This is a genomic window from Pirellula sp. SH-Sr6A (assembly GCF_001610875.1).
Lineage (GTDB): Bacteria > Planctomycetota > Planctomycetia > Pirellulales > Pirellulaceae > JBKCUI01.
On record NZ_CP011272.1, the window covers coordinates 3943381 to 3963306 of the forward strand.

Annotated in this window: 13 protein-coding genes; 5 read left to right on the forward strand and 8 right to left on the reverse strand. The window is 53.4% G+C overall.

Features of this window, described 5'->3' with window-relative positions:
• Nucleotides 1-24: 24 nt before the first annotated feature.
• From VN12_RS15075 to VN12_RS15095, 5 genes are all read right to left on the reverse strand, one after another.
• A complete protein-coding gene (locus tag VN12_RS15075) occupies nucleotides 25-1380 on the reverse strand; it encodes a DUF1501 domain-containing protein (protein WP_146677606.1) in 1356 nt (451 codons plus the stop codon).
• 97 nt (nucleotides 1381-1477) lie between these two features.
• Nucleotides 1478-4165: a DUF1553 domain-containing protein gene (locus VN12_RS15080; RefSeq protein ID WP_146677607.1), complete on the reverse strand. Its 2688-nt coding sequence runs from the start codon at nucleotides 4163-4165 to the stop codon at nucleotides 1478-1480.
• 31 nt (nucleotides 4166-4196) lie between these two features.
• The gene (locus VN12_RS15085; RefSeq protein WP_205855056.1) at nucleotides 4197-4595 is read right to left on the reverse strand and encodes a hypothetical protein; all 399 of its coding nucleotides are present in this window, start codon (nucleotides 4593-4595) and stop codon (nucleotides 4197-4199) included.
• A 47-nt stretch (nucleotides 4596-4642) separates the two neighbouring features.
• A complete protein-coding gene (locus VN12_RS15090; RefSeq protein WP_146677609.1) occupies nucleotides 4643-5587 on the reverse strand; it encodes a DUF1559 domain-containing protein in 945 nt (314 codons plus the stop codon).
• A 903-nt stretch (nucleotides 5588-6490) separates the two neighbouring features.
• Entirely contained in the window at nucleotides 6491-6730 is a 240-nt protein-coding gene (locus VN12_RS15095) for a hypothetical protein (RefSeq protein ID WP_146677610.1), read from the reverse strand.
• A 413-nt stretch (nucleotides 6731-7143) separates the two neighbouring features.
• Between VN12_RS15095 and VN12_RS15100 the strand changes: the two genes are divergently transcribed.
• The 5 genes from VN12_RS15100 to VN12_RS15120 all read left to right on the forward strand — a co-directional run bounded on the left by VN12_RS15100 (nucleotide 7144) and on the right by VN12_RS15120 (nucleotide 14047).
• A complete protein-coding gene (locus VN12_RS15100) occupies nucleotides 7144-8601 on the forward strand; it encodes a family 2B encapsulin nanocompartment shell protein (RefSeq protein WP_146677611.1) in 1458 nt (485 codons plus the stop codon).
• Nucleotides 8601-10247 (forward strand): cysteine desulfurase, encoded by a 1647-nt coding sequence (locus VN12_RS15105; RefSeq protein WP_146677612.1) that lies wholly within the window; start codon nucleotides 8601-8603, stop codon nucleotides 10245-10247. The genes VN12_RS15100 and VN12_RS15105 overlap by 1 nt, the downstream gene beginning before the upstream one ends.
• Nucleotides 10248-10296: 49 nt before the next feature.
• Complete coding sequence (gene cysK, locus VN12_RS15110; RefSeq protein WP_146677613.1) at nucleotides 10297-11238, forward strand: cysteine synthase A; 942 nt, start codon at nucleotides 10297-10299, stop codon at nucleotides 11236-11238.
• Between the two features lie 170 nt (nucleotides 11239-11408).
• On the forward strand, nucleotides 11409-12368 hold the full coding sequence (locus VN12_RS15115) for an ATP-binding cassette domain-containing protein (RefSeq protein WP_240491160.1): 960 nt from the start codon (nucleotides 11409-11411) through the stop codon (nucleotides 12366-12368).
• Nucleotides 12365-14047, forward strand: a complete 1683-nt coding sequence (locus VN12_RS15120; protein ID WP_146677614.1) for a hypothetical protein — start codon at nucleotides 12365-12367, stop codon at nucleotides 14045-14047. The genes VN12_RS15115 and VN12_RS15120 overlap by 4 nt, the downstream gene beginning before the upstream one ends.
• Before the next feature lie 19 nt (nucleotides 14048-14066).
• Here VN12_RS15120 and VN12_RS15125 read toward each other — a convergent pair whose 3' ends face one another.
• From VN12_RS15125 to VN12_RS15135, 3 genes are all read right to left on the reverse strand, one after another.
• Complete coding sequence (locus VN12_RS15125; protein WP_205855057.1) at nucleotides 14067-16385, reverse strand: ABC transporter ATP-binding protein; 2319 nt, start codon at nucleotides 16383-16385, stop codon at nucleotides 14067-14069.
• Nucleotides 16386-16487: 102 nt separating this feature from the next.
• Nucleotides 16488-18590: a hypothetical protein gene (locus tag VN12_RS15130; RefSeq protein ID WP_146677615.1), complete on the reverse strand. Its 2103-nt coding sequence runs from the start codon at nucleotides 18588-18590 to the stop codon at nucleotides 16488-16490.
• A gap of 115 nt (nucleotides 18591-18705) precedes the next feature.
• Entirely contained in the window at nucleotides 18706-19869 is a 1164-nt protein-coding gene (locus VN12_RS15135; protein WP_146677616.1) for a hypothetical protein, read from the reverse strand.
• Nucleotides 19870-19926: the final 57 nt, after the last annotated feature.

Sequence of the window (19926 nt, forward strand, 5' to 3'; positions counted from 1 at the left end):
AGATGGTTTGGCTCTGAGGGACTACTACGTGAGGATCTCACTCGCAACCCGCCCCGCGACGTCGGTGAGTCGGAAGTCTCTGCCAGCGTAGTTATAGGTGAGCGTTTCGTGATCGAGCCCCATCAACGCTAGAAGCGTGGCGTGAAGATCATTGGTGTGCATACGACCGTCCACTGCAACTCGCCCGTATTCGTCGGTCGCCCCGTAGGAGAAGCCTGGTTTGACCCCAGCACCCGCGAGCCACATAGGGTAACCCGTGATGTTGTGATCGCGGCCATCCGGGCCTTGAGCCTGTGGCAGACGCCCAAACTCACTACCGAACAAAACCAATGTGTCGTCCAACATTCCTCGCTGTTCTAAATCGGAAAGCAATGCTGCAATCGGTTGATCAACGGATTTAGTTCGAGTGAGCAGACCTTGATTCAAGTTGTTGTGGTGATCCCATCCGGGGTCGCAAACTTCCACAAACCGGACCCCCGCTTCACTAAGTTTGCGAGCCATCAGGCACTGCCTAGCAAAACTTCCTGCAGGGCCGTCCTGGATGCCATACGCGTCTAAAGTCTCTTGAGATTCCGAAGCGAAGTCGAGAATCTCTGGTACTTTGCTCTGCATCTTAAACGCCAACTCAAACGACTGAATGATTCCTTCCAAATCTTCAGGAGCTCCGGTATTACCTTTTAGGTTCTCATTTAAGCTTTGAATGAAATCGAGTTGCTTCCGCTGTAGTCTCGCGTCTCTCGACGGCTTGATATTCGTTAGCTCACCCCGATCGCTCAGTTTCGTTCCTTGAAAGTGTGCTGGTAGGAATGCACTGCCATAGTTGATCGCTCCTCCAAAATTGGGAGGTGGATTGATGGTGATGTATCCCGGCAAGTCCTGATTCTCCGAGCCCAAGCCATACAGAAGCCACGAACCCATGGATGGTCGTGTCAGGGAGGCAATCGCAGTTCCCGTATGCAACTGAATGACGGCTTGGGGATGCGCTGGCGTATCGGTGTGCATCCCACGGATGAAACATAATTTGTCGACATGCTTCGCGCAGTTGGGAAAAAGTTCAGAGACCCAAGTTCCCGTTTCTCCATACTGTTGGAACTTGAATTTCGAGGCGACCAAGGTTCCGCCACCTGGGCCCGGCTTTCCATGATCGGCTGCCAACTGCGGCTTGTACTCCCAAGTATCAAGCTGTGAGAATGCTCCCTCCAAAAAGAGGAAGATGATCCTTTTTGCTTTGGGTTGGAAGTGGGGCTCTTTTGGGGCAAGGGGGTGTAGCATCTTCTCCTGAGATTGCCCTTGGCTCCCCAGCAAACCTGCCAATGCCACCGATCCAAATCCTGCTGCGGTTGTGCGAAGAATCTCGCGGCGTGAAAAAAACGGATTCATAAATTTACCTTCTTAATAATCGTAGGTTGATTGGTCTTACAAATGTGTTGTTGCGTAGATGGAACGAACAGTTTGTGTTCGGTACTCGGATAGGTCCTTAGCGAACAAAGCGGAATTCGGCCGATGCGAAGAGGGATTGGACCAATGCTGCCATTGCGGCTTCTCGGCTCGACGCGGGTTCGATATGGGTCGTATCGACCATCGGCTCTGCATCTTCGCCGCGGCCGTCTTCAGGCGCCGCGACATTCTGCGAGGAATTTGATTCACTACTGACCAGTTTCACACCCTGGGACGATTCCGTCGTCTGGGCGGATGATGGTGAGCCCTTCGACTCTTCCAAAATCAACTCAAACTGATTTTCATAAGACTGAATAAAGGAAACAGCATCGATCATTTCTTGATCGGTCGGATTGCGTTGAAACGCCTCTCGGTAAATAGACGTAATCGATTGCGCAACTGGATCGCTTGACCCGGCAAGAATTCTTTTCGACTTAGCCAGAGCTGCTTTTTGCAGGAGCGGGTCGTTGAGAAGAAAAAGGGCTTGGGGGGGAACGGTTGTGTTGGATCTTTTCCCAGTTACCATCCCCTGCTCTGCGAAGTCGAACACTTGCAACGCATCATGGAGAATCCCGCGCACCATCGGCAAGTATACGCTTCGATGGACGCTCGAACTCGATACAGCAAGCAGCTTGCGAGATTCGGGGCCATTGTTGCGAATCTCGATCACGGGCAATTTCTTTGACTCATCCAAGGCGACACTGCCACGTTGAAGCTCCCCTGAAATTGCGAGGATGCTATCACGAATTTCTTCTGCGTCGAGTCGTCGAGGTGCATGTCGCCACAGCCATTTGTTAGAAGGGTCCTTTGCAATGGCAGTCTCACTCGAGCTTGCAGACAGTTGATATGTCCGTGACAGAACGATTTCGCGGATAAGTTTCTTCTGAGACCAACCGTTACGAATGAACTGTTGAGCGAGATAGTCAAGTAATTCAGGGTGGCTTGGCACATCGCCCATGACACCAAAGTTGTCGACTGTACGAACCAGCCCCTCAGCAAACAACCGTTGCCAGATGCGGTTTACTGCCACGCGAGTCGTAAGGGGATTGGAGGGATGCGTTAGCCATTTCGCGAGCTCGTAACGACCACTGCGTCCTTCCTCCATAGAGGGTGTTGGTATGTGATCGAGTACGGTCAGGAAACCGCGCGGGACCGTAGGGCCGAGCTTTTCTGCCTCGCCTCGTATGCGGATCTCTGTATCACCCGTCTTCTCCGCATCTCGAACTCCGATTGCAACGAGACCTCTTGCTGCGGGGTCGGTAAGGGCGACCAATTCTGCCTGCTTTCGCTGCATCGCTTGACGCGCTTGCTGTAGCTTCTTCGTGTGATCTGCGGTTCGGTCTTCTTGTTTCACGCTATCGCGAATCTGGACAAACTTGGCTCTTGCTGCCTCAAATTCCTTCCGCCTCTCTTCAATCTCTAGTCGAACCTCTTCCGATGGCTGCTGATCGGATTCGTCTGATAACTGGATCAGTCTGTTGGGGACATAGTATGCTAATCCGCTACCTCCCATCTGGTTTCGGAGCGCGTCGCAAAGCTCCGTACTGGTGAAGATACCCGCTAACGCGTAGTAATCTCTTGTCGAAATGGGATCGAACTTATGATCATGGCATCTCGCACAGCTAACGGTTAACCCAAGTACCGCTTTCGATACGGTATCTATCTGCTCATCGACGTTGTCCATGTCATATCGGACTTTGAACCGCTGGTTCACATCCTTCACTCCGAGGGCAAGGAAGCCCGTAGCGATCAGTTGTTCTCGCTTTTGACTCGGCGAATTGGCTGGCAATAGATCACCCGCAATCTGTTCCTGCAAGAATTGATTGAAGGGTTTGTCCTCGTTAAAGGACTCGATAACGTAGTCGCGATATCGCCAAGCATGTGGATAGGGTAGATTTCGGGCAGATCCCGTCGACTCACCATATCGAGCCACATCGAGCCAGTGCCTTCCCCATCTTTCGCCAAAGGAGATTGAGCCTAGTAGACGATCCACTACTTTTTCCGTAGCTCTGTCCGACTCATCCAGCAGATAGTCCAGCAACTCCTGTTCGGTGGGAGGAAGCCCTGTTAAATCAAATGTCAGTCGCCTAAGAAGCGAGCTTTTTGCCGCGTCTGCGACAGGAGTCAAACTCTCCTCCTGCAGCCGACTCGCTACAAATCTATCAATGTCGCTGCGAGCCCATGTAGCCCAAAAACTACCGGGAGCAACTTCTGGAGCTGCCGGATTTTTCAAAGGTTGCCACGCCCAGTGACTTTCCTTTCGTTCGACATGGGGGACAACTCCTGGCTCGAGTGTTTGATCGATGTCCGTTGGAATCACCAAGGGAGGCCATGCCGCTCCGCGATCAATCCAACTCTTTAAATCATGGATTTGCTGCTCGCTAAGCCGATGGTCCGGGGGCATCGCTTTGCTGTCGTCTGCATGAGTCACCCGTTGAATCAAGATGCTTTCCGCCGAGTTGCCAGCAACCACAGCGGAACCATTTCTCCCTTTGCTCGTAATCGATTTAAAATCATCGACTCGCAGTCCCCCCGCTTCCTTGTGATGTTCGGAGTGGCAGATGTAGCAATTCTCGACGAGTATCGGACGAACTTTCCTTTCGAAGAATTCGACTTCTTTGTCATTGGCTTGCGGAAGACCGGCCGCCTCTTCGGCGGAGAGTGTACCGCCTGCAATACAAGCGACCGCCATCCAGGCGAGGCGGTTGTAATGATTGATCCGTTTCATGGGAGAGTCCTGCATTGGGGCTTTGAATCTGCTATCTGGAAATCGTGATGGTCACTTGAGTATTTGGGGCAGTTACCTTGAGACCCGATGAGGCGAACTGCATGTACTTTTTGGGTATCACTTTGAGAGCGGCCGCTTTATGTCGGCTATCGTCATCGGACACCACGATGCGTGCCTCGTACTCGCCTGCTGAGGTACCTTTAACAATCGACCCATCACGAAGTGATTCGACTCGAAACGAGCCATCAGCCTTGATTTCTCCGTAGGCTACTTCTGCCGGCCGGTCTTTTGACCGAATTTCGAGGGTATCTCCGGAGAAGTGAAAATCGATTTCTGGTTCGATCACAACAACACCCTCAAGAGGTACATCGGACTTGCTTCCGCATCCCAGAACGCAGACAGACAGAATCCCCACGGTTGCGACTGGCATAAGCGATCGCCATGAAATTGGATGGGTTACCATAATCGCACCTCTTTCTATTGCTGAATGGACACAACATTTCCATCGTTCCGAGCGACGAAGCGAGAAAGCACTTCTAGGTCGGTGTTGATGGCAAGGGAATGGACACTGCCGTCGCCGAACACGAATTGGCAAAGTCCGGAATGCGCGCTGCCGAAGCTAGAGTTGGCAAGAGTCGGGGTTTGCGCATTGGGTGGTAACAGCGGCCGATCCTCGCGAGTCGTCCCGTTGACGTAGGTACCCATCATCCTGCGGTGCGTATTTCGAACTGCACTGAATGCGCTCCGATCTTCGTTGCGACCTCGAAGAGACTTCGGGCGTATATGCTTTTCACCAAAGAGGGTGGTATTGCTGGTGCCATCCGTTAAGGAGCCGAATCGCACCTGCGCTTTCCATTTTGCAAGGTATGGTTTTCCTGAACTATCCGTAGTGATACTTTCCGGAATCGCAGGGATAATTGCACCCACGGAATTCGTATAGAGAGCGGCAGTACCGAAACTCGCCGCATAGTCGGTCAAAGCACCACCTGGTGTTGCGAAGTCACCGACACTGAGAACTGCGGGCGGGCGGGAAGGGCAGAGGTAGAATGGTAGCTGTGTTTGGTAAGCTGCGGCGGGCCAATCAGCCACCCTATAGTGTGTATCGATCAGGTTGAATTGGTTTCCAGCTTCAACATACGGCAGAATCAAGGCATTCCAAGTCGCCCAGCTGTTCAATGAATCGGAATTGTCCCCAATGAATGCGGGTGGTAGGAATTTGAAAGCGCTTTCAAAGTTATGTGTTGCTAGACCGATCTGTTTCAAGTTGTTCGAGCATTGCATTCGCCTCGCCGCCTCGCGTGCAGCTTGCACCGCAGGGAGAAGTAAGCCTACGAGAATCCCGATGATCGCAATGACGACAAGCAGCTCCACTAAGGTGAATGCTCTTTTTGTTGACTTCCATGTTCGGTTTGTTCGTTTCATGTTCTTAGTCCTAATAGTTTCGTTTAATGTCTAGGGATGAATTGATTTCGTAGAGTTGTGGGAAATGTGAATCTGGGGCGGCATTTCAATTGGCTCAACAGCTCAAGACATACTCACACCGATTGATGACAGGTCCGCGAGGACAAAACCGGCTAAACGGAGTAGCGAGCAATACAGCAGACTCGTCGGACTGATTTTCGTGACGAGCGGTAGCACCCCTCAGGTGCATTTGAAGTTGTTTCAAGGGATTTCGTTGTAGTGCCCCGCTCGCTTCATTTGAATCTTTGATGTCCCGGTTACGGCATTCCGATTCGAGGGGTACTTGGCCTGACTTGTTTTTCGATTGGAGGAGTCGAAGAAGATTTGGAAGTTTCATCTTGGTGCTTTGTGCCTCACACGCTCGAAGTGATCCAGCATTGATTTTGCGAGTCGCTTGAGACGAACCGGAGGGGATCGCATCCATTTGGACTCACTCTGAGTCAATGGGTACGCAAGGGGTGTTCCAATCGGAACCACTCCAAAGAAATTTCACCGATGACAAGGCGTTTCGCCTTGCAAATTCAAGTGGCTATGAGATTGAGAATTTTTTCATCGCAGCGAAGTGCGCGATACTAACAAAAGATTTATCGCGGTGATGTCATTCGCTTTTGCTGGTGCCTTAGCATCCTTGATAGGTACCCATCGCTGGTCCTAGCCCATGACCTGGAGCCAGCGGTGAACTAGCTTCCATCTGCATTCCATCCCAGCTTGTTCTTGCGATGGCCCCGCTTGGATTCGAGAGGCTCGACCGCGACCTATGGTTGGTGCCACGATCCGGTCTAGACAAACTAGTCCCGTGCTCAAAACACTTCGATCCAATAACACTTGGTAGGAAGGGACCTGGCCCCCTCTCGTCGTGGAGGTCTATTGCTCTGCGGGGAAGGGAATTGCCGTTTGCGAGTTGGGTTGGTTCGAATTCTGCTCGGAGTAGGATCGCGAGACGCTGAATGCGAGCAGTGGAACAAGTCCGCTTACAAGGAAGACGACGAGTATTGGAACAGCAAGCTTATGGATGAGTTCCGACGAAGGATTGCTGGAAAGTAACGACGCGGGCAGGATCCAATCGCCGTCCTCATCGTGCGGAGTAAGTTTCGAGACGTCCATAACCAATACCTCGAATTCACTTAAGGATGTTGTTATCAGATATTTGGAGAATACCAATCCTCTTCTCACTCGCAATGCCCAGAAAGAAACTAGAGCAGGACACGGCGCGTCCGTGATATTTCACCGTGCCTGATCACAGCACCACGTGAGATCAAGGCCGAGTGGATGATTCCTGAAAGAAGATTCGTCGATAACTAGGGACTAGACACCATAGTTCACTTAAACGAGACAATTGGCACGTGATGTGCGATCTGGCAGTCGTGTCTTCGTTTGTATCCATCGCTGACGAAGAAGCTCTTTGGAGGAGTTATTGGACCTGGGAATCGAAGACTTTTTTGCTTGGGTAATCCCATCGTTTATACCGATAGCCCCCATTGCCTCAATTTCCATCGAATGAATCAACTAGTGAACTCATGACTGATAGCTTACTACAACGAAGCGTAACAACAGCCGTTGCGAGAAACCTTGCGACGACGACCAAGACATCACCGAAGATGATGTCGATCACCCCCCGATACTTGCTCAAGCTCGTACCTTGGGTCCAGGTCGATGGTGGAACCTATCGGGTGAATCGAACAAAAGTCGAACTGGCGAAAGCCGATCGGATTGCCGTTGACATCGTGAATGGGGCTGCGTCGTTTCCACCCAATGCGCTCAGACGTGTCCCCCTCTTCTCCAAGCTTCCCGATGCCATTCTCGATCGTATGGTCAGTTACTTCCGGACGGAGAGCGTGGCCATTGGTAACAAGCTGCTTGTCGAAGGTGAGGACAGGAGCAAGTTCTTCATCATCGCACAGGGGCAAGTCGAAGTTCTTAGCAAAGGGGTGCATGGAAGCGATCTTCGCATTGCTCTTCTGACCGAAGGCGAGTTCTTTGGCGAAGCGGATTTGACGGCAGAAAAGCCTTCCGATGCAACCATACGCACCATTACCCCTTGCGTGCTGCTTACTCTGTCGCGGAAGGACCTTGAGTCACTGCTAGGTGAGAATCCAAACCTAGTCGCCGAGTTTCAGAAAGCGATTGATGAGCATCAAGAGCTTCGTTCGAGCGTCAATCGATATGGGGAGCGTAATATCGACTTGGTATCGGGCTTTGCGGAGAATGTGGAGATTCCAGAAACCTTTGTCGACTATTCACCAACTCCACGCGAATACTCTTTATCCGCCGTACAGACCGTGGTGCGAGTTCACACGAGGGTTTCGGATCTCTACAACGGTCCCTTCAATCAGCTGGAAGAGCAGATGCGGTTGACGATTGAGGGCATCAAGGAACGGCAGGAATGGGAACTGATCAACAGCAAAAAGTTTGGATTGCTTCACTCTGTCGACCCAGCGATGAGGATCAGTCCTCGCTATGGAGCACCTACTCCGGATGACTTTGACGAATTGTTAGCGCTCGTTTGGAAGAAGCCAGCTTTCTTTGTCGCGCACCCCAAAGCGATCGCAGCCTTTCTACGTGAATGCACATGGCGCGGCGTTCCTCCCGTCACGGTAAGCGTATTTGGCTTTCCTATGATTTCTTGGAGAGGGATCCCGATCGTTCCTTGCGACAAACTGGAGGTCACGAATCGATACCACTCGAGGCAATCCTCCGGAACCACCAATATTCTGCTGGTGAGAGTTGGAGAGGAGGATCAAGGCGTCGTGGGATTGCATCAAGCTGGCATCGAGGGTGAGATAGCGCCTAGCCTTTCGGCAAGGTTAATGGGACTGGATAGTCTAGGGGTAAGTTCCTACTTGCTGACGCTCTACTTCTCCGCTGCGGTTCTTACTGACGATGCGGTTGGAGTACTGGAGAATGTGGAGGTTGGTTACTACCACGACTACTTGCAACGCATCCCCAAATCCTTTGACCATGGATCGGGGATCTGATGAACGAATCCAATTATTCAGCCCGATCTACAGAGAGAAATACTTCGATCGATGCCACCGAGACCAATGAGATCTCGTCTCGATTATTGAATCAAATCTTTGGCACGGAACAGTTATCGCGTATCCCAGGCTCGCTAACTCCCGCAGATATTCTCTATGCAGAAGAACTTACGGCCGTTGCACCGACGGAGCCCGCAGTATTGCCAGAGCCCGTTCGACGGGCGATAGAACGTGTCGATAGCAAGCGATTTCCGCAGGACATTACCGATGCGGATATCCAGCGAACAGTTCGTTCTCTTCAAAGTGAATCGGAGGCAGCACTCCATCGAAAGGTGAATTTTCGAGAGCAGGAGCAAGCGGATAGTTCGCTCAATGCGCCGAAACTTCAAAGAGATGCGATCCGGAAAAACAAATCAAAACTTGGGGCGGCCCGAACGCTGGATGTACGTTCTGTTCGCTCAGACTTTCCTGCACTACACCAGGATATCAATGGTCACTCGTTGGTTTGGTTTGACAATGGCGCGACAACGCATAAGCCAATCGAAGTGATCGAGACATTGAGTCGCTTCTATGCGTGCGACTATTCCAACATTCACAGAGCAGCCCACACGCTTGCAGCCCGAGCCACGGACCACTACGAGCTGGCTCGAGAAACAGTCAGGGAATTTGTCCATGCACAATCGACGAACGACATCGTTTTTGTTCGCGGGACAACGGAGGGAATCAACTTTATCGCTCAGACCTGCAAGTCGTTTTTGAAGGAAGGGGATGAAGTGCTGCTTACGGAGATGGAGCATCACGCCAATATTGTTCCATGGCAACTGCTTGCCGATGAATTGAGACTTCGTATTCGCGTCATCCCATTCAACGATGACGGAGACATCATGATGGACGAGTACCGAAGGTTGTTAACGCATAAAACCAAAATTGTGAGCGTTACGCACGCATCCAATACGCTAGGAACCATTTTGCCGGTGGAAGAAATGGCTTCCATGGCGCACCGAAAAGGGGCCCGATTCGTCATTGATGGAGCGCAATCAGTTGCCCATTTGCCAATCGATGTTCAAAGCCTGGGTTGCGATTTTTTTGTATTCTCTGGACATAAAGTTTTTGCACCGACGGGCATCGGGGTGGTTTACATCCATCCCGACCTTCAGGAGTTGTTACCGCCATGGCAAGGGGGTGGCAACATGATCCACCGAGTCTCATTCGATGGAACAACATTTTCAGATCCCCCAGCAAAATTCGAGGCGGGGACTCCCAGTATTGGAGATGCCGTTGGTTTAGGGGCCGCTTTGCGCTACCTCATGCAATTCGACTCCGCATCCTTGCTTCAGCATGAGCATTCCCTATTGGAACATGCTTCGACCTCACTTCAATCCATCCCTGGAGTGACGACTCTCGGGCGCAGCCGCAACAAGGTTGGATTGGTCTCTTTCGTGTTAGATCGTTACACGACCGATCAAGTAGGCAAGGAGTTAGATCGGCAAGGAATCGCCGTTCGAACTGGCCATCACTGCGCACAGCCCTCACTGAGACATTTCGGCCTCGAATCGACCGTGCGACCATCTTTCGCCTTGTACAACACCCACGAAGAGATTGATCGAATGATCGAAGTCATTCATCGACTCGCGCGGAAAGCATAGTTTGGAACACTTCGAGAGATCAACTTTAAACCAATGCAAGGAGGGCGGAATGCCTCACGACAAGACTTACTCCAGTATTGCTGGTGCCGTTGGGAATACACCAATGGTTCGGATTCAGAACTTGATTCCAGCCGATCAGGCCGTCGTCTACGCGAAGTGTGAGTTCTTTAATCCCATGAGTAGCGTGAAGGACAGGATTGCGAGATCTATGTTGGACGCGGCGGTAGCCTCCGGTCGACTCACCCCGCAAACGCACATCATCGAGCCAACGAGTGGTAATACTGGCATCGCATTTGCTTTTCTTGCGGCAGCCCAGGGGTACCGTCTTACATTAACGATGCCCGAATCAATGTCCATTGAAAGAAGAGCGTTGCTCCGAGCTTTTGGGGCGAACCTGATCCTTACTCCCTCTGCGGAAGGAATGCGAGGTGCCATCACCCGAGCCGAGGAGCTTTTATTGAACGACCCGCACGCCTGGATGCCCCAACAATTTGAGAATCCAGCAAATCCTCAAGCTCATGAGCAAACGACGGGGCCAGAGATTTGGGAAGATACGAAAGGGGAAATCGATGCGATCGTCGCGGGAGTTGGAACGGGTGGGACAATTACGGGGGTGGCCCGATACATCAAGAGACTCAATCCAAATTTCAGAGCGATCGCTGTTGAGCCCTCTTCGTCTCCTGTTCTGAGCGGAGGCAAGGCTGGAAAGCACCGCATTCAGGGGATTGGCGCTGGGTTCATCCCGAAAAATCTGGATCGATCCGTCGTAGATGAAGTGATCAGGGTTGATGACGAGGCAGCATTTGCTTGGGGGCAACGACTCGCACGCGAAGAAGGTATCCTCGCAGGGATTAGTAGCGGTGCGAATATGTGTGCTGCAGCTCAAGTCGCGTCGAGACCAGAGTTTCGCGGAAAGAGGATTGTCACCATCATGTGTTCTCTTGGTGAACGTTACCTTTCCACTCCACTTTTTGCTCCCTTCACCAGCTAACCACAATCGTTTCGTCCTAAACGCCCTATCCTTCAACTTTCTCTGGCCGGCGGGTTGGGGCGGTAGCCTTTCTGAGGGTGACTTGGTTTAGAATGGGGGACGAAATGTCCTAAAGCCAGCGACTCTCTGGCTTACCTTGTCTCTCATGGATCACGCTCGAAGGCACGAATATGGTTGATGCCGTGCACACATCGGCGACGCCGATGATCGAACTGCGTCGCTTGCACCGTTTTTTCGGTGCGACGAAGGCAGTTCAAGACGTCTCGTTCGAAGTCTACCGCGGACAAGTATTCGGATACATTGGTCCCAACGGCGCTGGGAAAACAACCAGCATGAGGATCTTGTCCACGCTCGAACTCCCAAGCTATGGAGATGCCTTCATCGACGGATTTTCGGCCGTGAGCGACCCGGACTTGGTACGCCGACGCCTCGGGTTTATGCCGGACGGCTTCTCTGTTTATCCCAACATGAACTGCGTCGAGTATCTCGACTTCTTCGCCCGTTCTTACGGTTTGATAGGAAAGGACCGGATCTCGGCTATCAAGCGGACACTCGGCTTCACGGGCCTAGACAAAATTGCCTCCAAGCCGATCACGGGTCTGTCCAAAGGGATGAGACAGCGACTCTGTCTAGGACGCGCCATGATCCATCAGCCCACCGTCCTGATTCTCGATGAACCTGCCAATGGACTGGATCCCCGCGCTCGCATTGAACTTCGACAGATGATCCAACAGTTGGCGTCCGAAGGAACGACCGTTCTCGTTTCGTCGCACATCCTCACCGAACTGGCCGAGATGTGCGACCAAGTCGGGATTATTGAACGGGGCAAACTGCTGGCGGTGGGAAGTGTGGAGGAAATTCGACGGACCATGCGCGGTCACTTGCGAGTTCGCATCGTGCCACTGAGCCGACAGGAAGAAATCGCTGCTTGGCTCACCCAGCGCGAAGGAGTCGGGGAACTGGCACCCTCGGGGAGTTTGATCACCTTTTCGTTGCAAGGAGGCGAGGTCGAGCAATCCCAATTGCTCACCGATTTGATCCAAGCCGGATTTCCCCTTCTCGAATTTGCCGCGCACACCGAATCGCTTGAAGATGTGTTCATGAAAATTACGACAGGAGCGGTTCAATGAGTTCGATCGATGCCAATCCGAACGAATCGATAGCCCACTCTGGCGCCCGGGCCGTCGACCCCCACAAACAAATCATCGAACAATTGCTGGATGGCCAAAGCCGTTGGGATAAGCGCCTGATCGAGTGGAGCAATTGGCTCAACCCCATTTTGGTCAAGGAGACGCGTCAAGCTCTGAAGAGCAAGCAGTTTACTTGGACCTTCGGGTTGCTAATCATCGTCGTCCTCGCATGGTCTCTGTTGGGGTTGCTCAGTTCCATTCCCAATATTTACTACGCTTCCGATGGGCGCGGTTTGCTGAGCGGCTATCTACTCATCCTTGTCGTACCCGCTTGGTTGATCATTCCGCAGGCTTCCTTTCGATCAATGGCCTCGGAGCTGGATGACGGGACGTTTGAGACGTTGTCGTTGTCGATGCTCCGACCGCGCCATATTATTCTTGGCAAGCTGAACGTCGCGGCCTTGCAGTTGATCATTTATCTCTCGGTGATCGCCCCTTGCATCGCACTCACCTACCTGCTGCGAGGGGTCACGCTCGAAACCATTCTCTTCGAGCTGCTCGTTGTGGTGATGACGACCTTGGGATTGGCCATGATCGCGATCGCGTTCGCTTCCTTTTCGAGGAGCCGAGCGCTACAGATTGTCTTCTCGCTGGTGTTGATTCTTTTGCAACTGATCCTGACCTTTATCCTCTGTTCGTTGCTTATTGCGGTGGCGTGGCAAGGGGTTGGGTTCGGTGGATTTGATCAAGGCCAGGCGAGCTGGATCGCCCTCGGAGCGGCCGCATTGTTTCTAGGACTCTACATGTGGGTACTGTTCGCCTGCTCGTCCGCATTGATCGGTGTTTCCAGTGCCAACACATCGACCCCGATCCGCGTTTCCTTGATGGTGACTGGCTGGGGGATTGCGATGGTCGGTGTTGCCATGGCGATCCTCGTCTCTCCCGAAGCGACAAGCTTTTTTATGATCCTACTGGGAATCCATTGGGGAATTGCGGGTTCGTTCATTGTGGGCGAACGAGGGTTCATTTCGACGCGAGCCAAGAGAACGCTTCCGTCAGGGATCCTTTCTAAGCTTTTTTTCAGTTGGTTGATTCCGGGTCCCGGTACTGGCTATGTGTTTGTCGTGTTGAGCTCTCTGGGAGCATCAATCGCGTTGGTCATGAGCCAGATATTGGCCTCAGAGCGGTACTGGGATTATTGGTTTGCACTCATTTGGTATGCGATTGCCACCAATCTATATTTGGCCTTTTATCTGGGACTAGGGCGACTTGGTTCGTGGATGATCTTTCGGCGTTCTCGAAGTGGTCGAATGTTCGGGACCGCCGTGCTGATTGCCGTGCTCAACGTGATCGCCATTCTCGCAACCTGCACCCTCAGCCTGATGAGTAGCAATTACATGCGAATGGATTACGAATGGTTTTGCTTTGTGAATCCTTGGTGGACTCTCAGCGAGATCGTCCCGTTTATCTCACGCACCACCAACAATACCGAGGAGTTCGCCGTCTTTTGCTTAGGAGTCGTCACTCTGCCAATTTTCATGCTCAACCTTTTCCTATCCGCAAAAGACATCGTGATCCAACGGATCGAAACTCCTGAGAGAGTTGCTTCGGAACACGACAAAAAGAATCGTCGCGCGGTCGATCAAGAACCCGAACAGGAGATCGACCCCTTGGCATGAGAACCCAATGGACTCGAATCTACAGCTCTTCGTGAAGGTTCATCTGATGCTGGGCTTGGTTCAATCGCGAGTAGGTTCCTCCGAGTGCGAGCAACTCCTCATGCGAACCGATCTCTGTGATCCGCCCTTTCTCCAATACGACGATGCGATTCGCTTTCCGAAGCGTGCTGATCCGGTGCGCGATGGCGATCGTCGTTCTTCCTTGGACCAGCACATCGAGGGCCTCTTGAATCTGTCTTTCGGTCTCGGTGTCCACCGCTGAAGTCGCTTCGTCCAAGATGAGGATGCGAGGGTCGGTGAGCAACGCTCGGGCGATCGATATCCGCTGCCTCTCTCCTCCCGACAAGGATTGACCCCGTTCTCCCACCAGTGAATCGTAACCATCCGCGAGCCGAAGGATGAAGTCGTGGGCTTTGGCGGCACGGGCGGCGGCAACGATATCTTCTCGCGTTGCGCCAGGCTTTCCATAGGCGATGTTGTCTGCGATGGAACCAAAGAAGAGAAAGGGCTCTTGCAGCACGATGCCGATGTTGCTTCGGTATTCATTGATAGGGTAGGAGCGAATGTCATTGCCATCGACGAGGATCGCGCCACCGGAGACATCATAGAAGCGGCAGACCAGATTGACCAACGTGCTCTTTCCAGCACCACTCGGGCCTACGAGACCGATCATCTCACCGGGTTGGACCGATAGAGTCACATTGTGAATGACTTGCCTAGTTCCATAACGGAACGTGATGTCCCGGATTTCGACTTGCCCCGCTACGCGTCCTGGATGGATGGGCTTTTCGGGCTCAGAAACGCTGGGGACGCGGTCCAAGATCTCAAAAATGCGATGCGTGGCAGCGGCCGTTCGCTGCGCGTTGGCAAGCAGTCGGCTCATATCGTCCAAGCGAATGTAAAGCCGACCGATGCAAGCGATGAACGCGGCGACCACCCCATAAGTAATCGTGCCGTGGAAGACTTGATAAGCACCGAATCCCCATACGACCAACAATCCGATGTCCGTGAGCAGCGTGATCACCGGAGAGAAGGCGGCCCACACGCGATTCACGCGATGATTCGCACCGAGCACGTGGTCATTGCTGTCGGAAAAGCGTTTGACTTCACGCTTTTCCTGCGCAAATGCCTTCACCACCCGGATACCTGGAATGGTATCGGCCAGGACGTTGACCATCTCTGCCCAAGCAGCGCTACCGCGTGCGAACCCTGCCCGCATCTTGCTCTGAACGCTGGCGACCATCCAAGCGATGAACGGAAACGGGAGAAGACCGACCAAGGCGAGTGTTGGATGGATCCAGAACAACGCAACACCCGTCATCAAGATCATGAGGATATCGGTTGCGAAATCGAGAAGATGAATCGATAGGAAATCACAGATTCGCTGCGTGTCATTGCTGATACGAGAAATCAAATCACCTGTTCGTTTACCGCCGAAAAACTCGAGCGACAGCTTCTGCAAATGTCCATACGTCGCATTCCGCAGGTCCGCAGCGATCTGCTCGCTCGCCTTGGCCAGGACATACGTCTTGCACCAACTGAGGAGCCAGCTCAAGATTGCGGCGCCGTACATCCCTAGCAAGAGCCAGGGAACCAATCCAAACTCCGCTTCCGGCAGCGTGTTGAGATCGATCTTCGAAGCGGGATTGTCCATGACTTCTTGAACCAGATCGTGCCGCTTTTGCGCGGGGTACAACACACGATCGACCAACGGGACCGTTAGAAGGGGCGGTAGCAATCCGACGCTGGTGCTCAATAGCGTCAGGAAGAAGCCGAGCGTGATCATCTTCAAATGAGGCTTGGCGAATCGATTGAGTCGCAATAGCGATCGACCGGTGTCGGGGGCCGCGGTAGGAGCGCAATTCGAGCAGACCGATTGTCCGCGCGCCATCGTTCCACCGCAGGAAGGACAAATCGAAGGAGCCCGTTCCTCAGATACAACACCCAGCCTCAGACTTTTGAACTCGTTTACCAACGCGGCGGCCGAGCTGCTCTGGCTCGTGGTGAATCGCCAAGCGGCGATGCGATGGTCGTGCCCCAACAATTCGAGCAACGCTAGACCGGATCGATCCAGTTTTTTTATCTCCGCAATTTCACTCAGCGGAAATCGCATCAACGGGGGGATTTTCACATCGCCGGTAATCGGCTGATACCCGAGGACCGCTCGATCGGTCAGAACGACAATACCCTGGCCGAAATGTAGCCGTTCGTCCAGATTCGGCTCGAACCAAGCGACGATTCCTTCGCCCGGTTCGAGGATCGATCGAAGTGCATCACGGACCGGAGCTGGAAGCTCCTCCACGGACAGAAAATCGGAGTTCTCTTCGGCTAATGTCACTTCGAATGCTATTCATCGGTTTGGAAAAGGTCGTAACTGTCCCAAATCGTAGCCGAAAACAATTCTGCTGTCGCGAGCGGTTTGCAATCCCCGTCGCCGTCTCTAACGAACCTGCCAAGCCTCATCAAAGAACCCAGCCGCGGCCACTTTGCCTGGCCAACGTGCATCCGGAGCGGTCCGGATATCGATGACTGCCCAGTCAGGCAGCTTGGGGACCTGGCGAGCATTGTTGAGATAATCGTACTCGCGATAGGTGAAGCCGCTATTGAGGACGACATAGCGTGACGGATTCTGAGGATTGGGATAAATCATGGCCGGAACGTGGTGGGATGCTTCGTAGGTCTTGCCCCCTATTGCGAGTTTCCCAGCGTCCCATTGCAAAGGTAGTTTCCCGAGGATTGCGGCAATTCTCGGATTGCTCTTCGGATCTCCCCAGAGAACGATGTTGTTCTGGTCGAGGTCCGTATCTTTGAGGTCCTCCGCGGAGACCACCCGGATATCGCCTCGCATTTGACGATGCCACTCTCGAACCGCTCGTTCAAATTCCGCTTGAACCCATCGGTCCAATTCCGGGTGCTGGCCTGTCGCGGTGGGCTTAACGAATAGAAAGGAGGACATGAATGCGTCGTCGATCGGGCCTTGCAAATCATGAACCTTGGCAAGCGACTGGGACTCGTCCAGAGGGGATCGCTCGACCCAATCGATCTTCCCATTGACTTTGGTTTGCACGAGCCGAACGCGGACCGATTTGTCAGAACGCAGCTTGGCTTTGATCTGGGTATAACGCGAGTCTGCGGGGAAATCTTCTCCACGGTCAACACTCACAAACACCTCCGAAATATCCTCTGGGAAAAATCCTGGATCGAAGCGCAGGGTGAAAGAGGTAACTCCACGGGGGTGAACGGTGACTGCAGCCCGTCCATTTTCCGTAGTCGACTTCCGAACAATCGATTGCACCCGAGCTGGTTGCCAATGCTTCTCCAAACCATCGATGGTGAGCCAGTGGCATTGGTTGTACTTCAACGTGTAGGTAGTAAAGTCGACAGTTGTTGGAGCGCCGGCGGACCGATTCGCGTAGAGCAGCCCTAGCAGTCGCTCGATCTCTTTTCCCGTGTTGGGCTCGATTTTGTGGGCCGTGCGAGGACCGATCAAGTGCGTCAATTCGAAGCGATCGGCCTCGGGTTGGTTCCAAGCAGCTTCGGCCATGACATCGGCCGCTTGCTTCTGCTTATCGATTTCCCCGCTGTAAGCGATCGTGGGAAGATTCTTCAAATTGTTCACCCAATACGGGCAATCGTAGAGTTTCCAAAGGATCTGCTCATAGGGAGCTGGCTCGAGTTTCTCTGATTGGAAGACGTTTAAGAACTTCGGCGTTTCTGAAAATCCAGCGCCAGGATTCGCGGCGAACCATCGATCGGGATAGTGGACCGCCAAATGCCAGGCTGCGGCGCCACCCATCGAGAAACCTCGAATCGCGACTCCGCTCGCATCGATGGGGTATTCCCCTTTCGCATGCTCCAGCGCCTCCAACGTATCGACTTCGCCGGCCAATTTGTTGCCATTGCAATACCGGCCTAAAGGGTGAATCATCAAAACGCCTGGGGCTGGCATCGGGTCGGTTGCCGTCATGCGCTGGGCAAGAAACTGAAGTTCGAGACCTTTTTCACTCCGTCCGCGACACCACACATCGGCTCGAACAGAGTTCTGCACCGAACCATTCGCACGGTAGACCACACCGTAAGGCTGAACGGAACCATCCAATTTGGAACGAAAACCACGAACGGTTACCAAGTCGTCTCGGAGCGATAGGGGCCCGGCCCAGTCTACCTCTCCGCCGCTACGCAGGAAGTCCGCTCGCCGAAGCCCTTCGACGAGCACTCGTTTTGCATTCTCTCCGTCGCGGGGCTCAAAGAAGCCGTTCTCAGTGAGGGCGAGCCGAAGAGCCTTTTCGAAGATCTCTACGTCAGGCAGATACTTGGTAACTCGGGTCGAGCGGTTTTTCTTGAGCTCCGAAACCAATCTCGCAAGTTGCTCGTGCCCTGCTTCTAGTTCGCTTCGCAACTCCGGGGAGATCTCGATCCCTGAAGGGGGAACCGGACGAACCGAGTTGACTTGGTTGTCGGCGGGCCCATCCCCGTACGACGGAATGGTTAAGAGCGAGGATGCGAGCGCCAACGAAAAACTGATGCGACGAAATCGAGACATGGCAAGACCGAGGTGAGAGAACAAGGGAGGGAATCGGGGCCCTCCATTCTACTTCGTCGCCCGGAGTGCGGGCTCAGAGCATCGCCTCTCCCTTGCGGAATTCTTGTTACATCGATCAGGTCGTTGGTTTTGTCTCGAGAGCCGGGGAAGCCCCTTGCCCTGCCGCCGCGGGCGCTCCATGCGGCTTCGCCTTGGGGGCAAACACCAACACGGTCACGGCACCGGAGATCCCCAATAGCAGCGCGGCGATAAAGTAGGGCGAAATCAAGCCCAGGGTCCCGCCGACCAACATCGAGGTAAGGGTGTTGATCACGGGCGCAAACCCGAATACGAGTGGCATTACGAAAACCGGTTTGCCGCCGTAGTTGAATGCCAAAATGATTCCGAGTGCGCCCACCGCTCCAGCGGTCCCTGCGAGAATGGACCACAACATGCCAGGGGCAGCATCGCGCATGGTCAACTGAAGACCATCGGAGGAGGTCATCAGAATGAGCACGGGTACGGCGACTGCAATAAAGAAGTAAGCGATTCCCACGCAACAGAAAGGCCGCAGACGGGAGCCTCCCATTTTGGTTTGGCCGATGTGCAGGACAGGACCGTAAGCCCCCCAACAAACGACGGCGAGAAGAATGGAAGCCCCGATGGCAATCGGATTAACCGGTTCGTTCGACGCGGGGGCGTGGCTGTCCGGAGCATGCTGAGTGGCTGCCGCAGCGCTCGCGGCGGCATCACCTTCACTGGATTCCCCTGTTGTCGGGAGGGCAGGAACGCTCTCGTTGGCCCCCTCCGCGGCTTGTGCGACGGCGGGAGCCTTGGAAGGCCCAGGCTTGTTGATCAAAACACCCACCGCACCGAGGGCGACGAGGACCAGGCCGACGATAAACATCGGCTTGATCTGCGAAAAGGACTTGTTGATCCAGGAAGTGACCAATGTGTTGACGACTGGTGCTCCGCCAAAAACGATCGGCATCACGTAGAGGGGCGAGCCTTTGAACGCGACGGCCAAAATGACTCCGAGCGCCCCGAGCGCCCCGACGGTCCCGGCAAAGAGAGAAAGAATGGTGCCGGTGATGGACCAGAAGCCTTTCTCCTTTTTGCTCCCGAGCCAAATAGCGGGGATGAGGACAGCGATCAAGAAGTATGCGATGCCTACGCCGACGAAGGCTCTTAAGGAGCTATGACCGAGGAGATCGGTACCTCGGTGCAACAGGATTCCGTAAACGCCCCACGAAAGAGCCGTGAGCGCGGTGAACGCCAAGACAAAAGGCAATTTGATCATGACCGCTTGCAGGGGTTAGATGGCCGAAGGGGAAGGAGGGCTTCACGTTCAAAACGG

Coding starts and splice junctions, on each gene's coding strand:
- VN12_RS15090 (WP_146677609.1), bottom strand. CDS start 5,587: ATGAAACGAACAAACCGAACATGGAAGTCAACAAAAAGAGCATTCACC.
- VN12_RS15085 (WP_205855056.1), bottom strand. CDS start 4,595: ATGCCAGTCGCAACCGTGGGGATTCTGTCTGTCTGCGTTCTGGGATGC.
- VN12_RS15105 (WP_146677612.1), top strand. CDS start 8,601: ATGAACGAATCCAATTATTCAGCCCGATCTACAGAGAGAAATACTTCG.
- VN12_RS15095 (WP_146677610.1), bottom strand. CDS start 6,730: ATGGACGTCTCGAAACTTACTCCGCACGATGAGGACGGCGATTGGATC.
- VN12_RS15130 (WP_146677615.1), bottom strand. CDS start 18,590: ATGTCTCGATTTCGTCGCATCAGTTTTTCGTTGGCGCTCGCATCCTCG.
- cysK (WP_146677613.1), top strand. CDS start 10,297: ATGCCTCACGACAAGACTTACTCCAGTATTGCTGGTGCCGTTGGGAAT.
- VN12_RS15120 (WP_146677614.1), top strand. CDS start 12,365: ATGAGTTCGATCGATGCCAATCCGAACGAATCGATAGCCCACTCTGGC.
- VN12_RS15080 (WP_146677607.1), bottom strand. CDS start 4,165: ATGAAACGGATCAATCATTACAACCGCCTCGCCTGGATGGCGGTCGCT.
- VN12_RS15075 (WP_146677606.1), bottom strand. CDS start 1,380: ATGAATCCGTTTTTTTCACGCCGCGAGATTCTTCGCACAACCGCAGCA.
- VN12_RS15135 (WP_146677616.1), bottom strand. CDS start 19,869: ATGATCAAATTGCCTTTTGTCTTGGCGTTCACCGCGCTCACGGCTCTT.
- VN12_RS15115 (WP_240491160.1), top strand. CDS start 11,409: ATGGTTGATGCCGTGCACACATCGGCGACGCCGATGATCGAACTGCGT.
- VN12_RS15100 (WP_146677611.1), top strand. CDS start 7,144: ATGACTGATAGCTTACTACAACGAAGCGTAACAACAGCCGTTGCGAGA.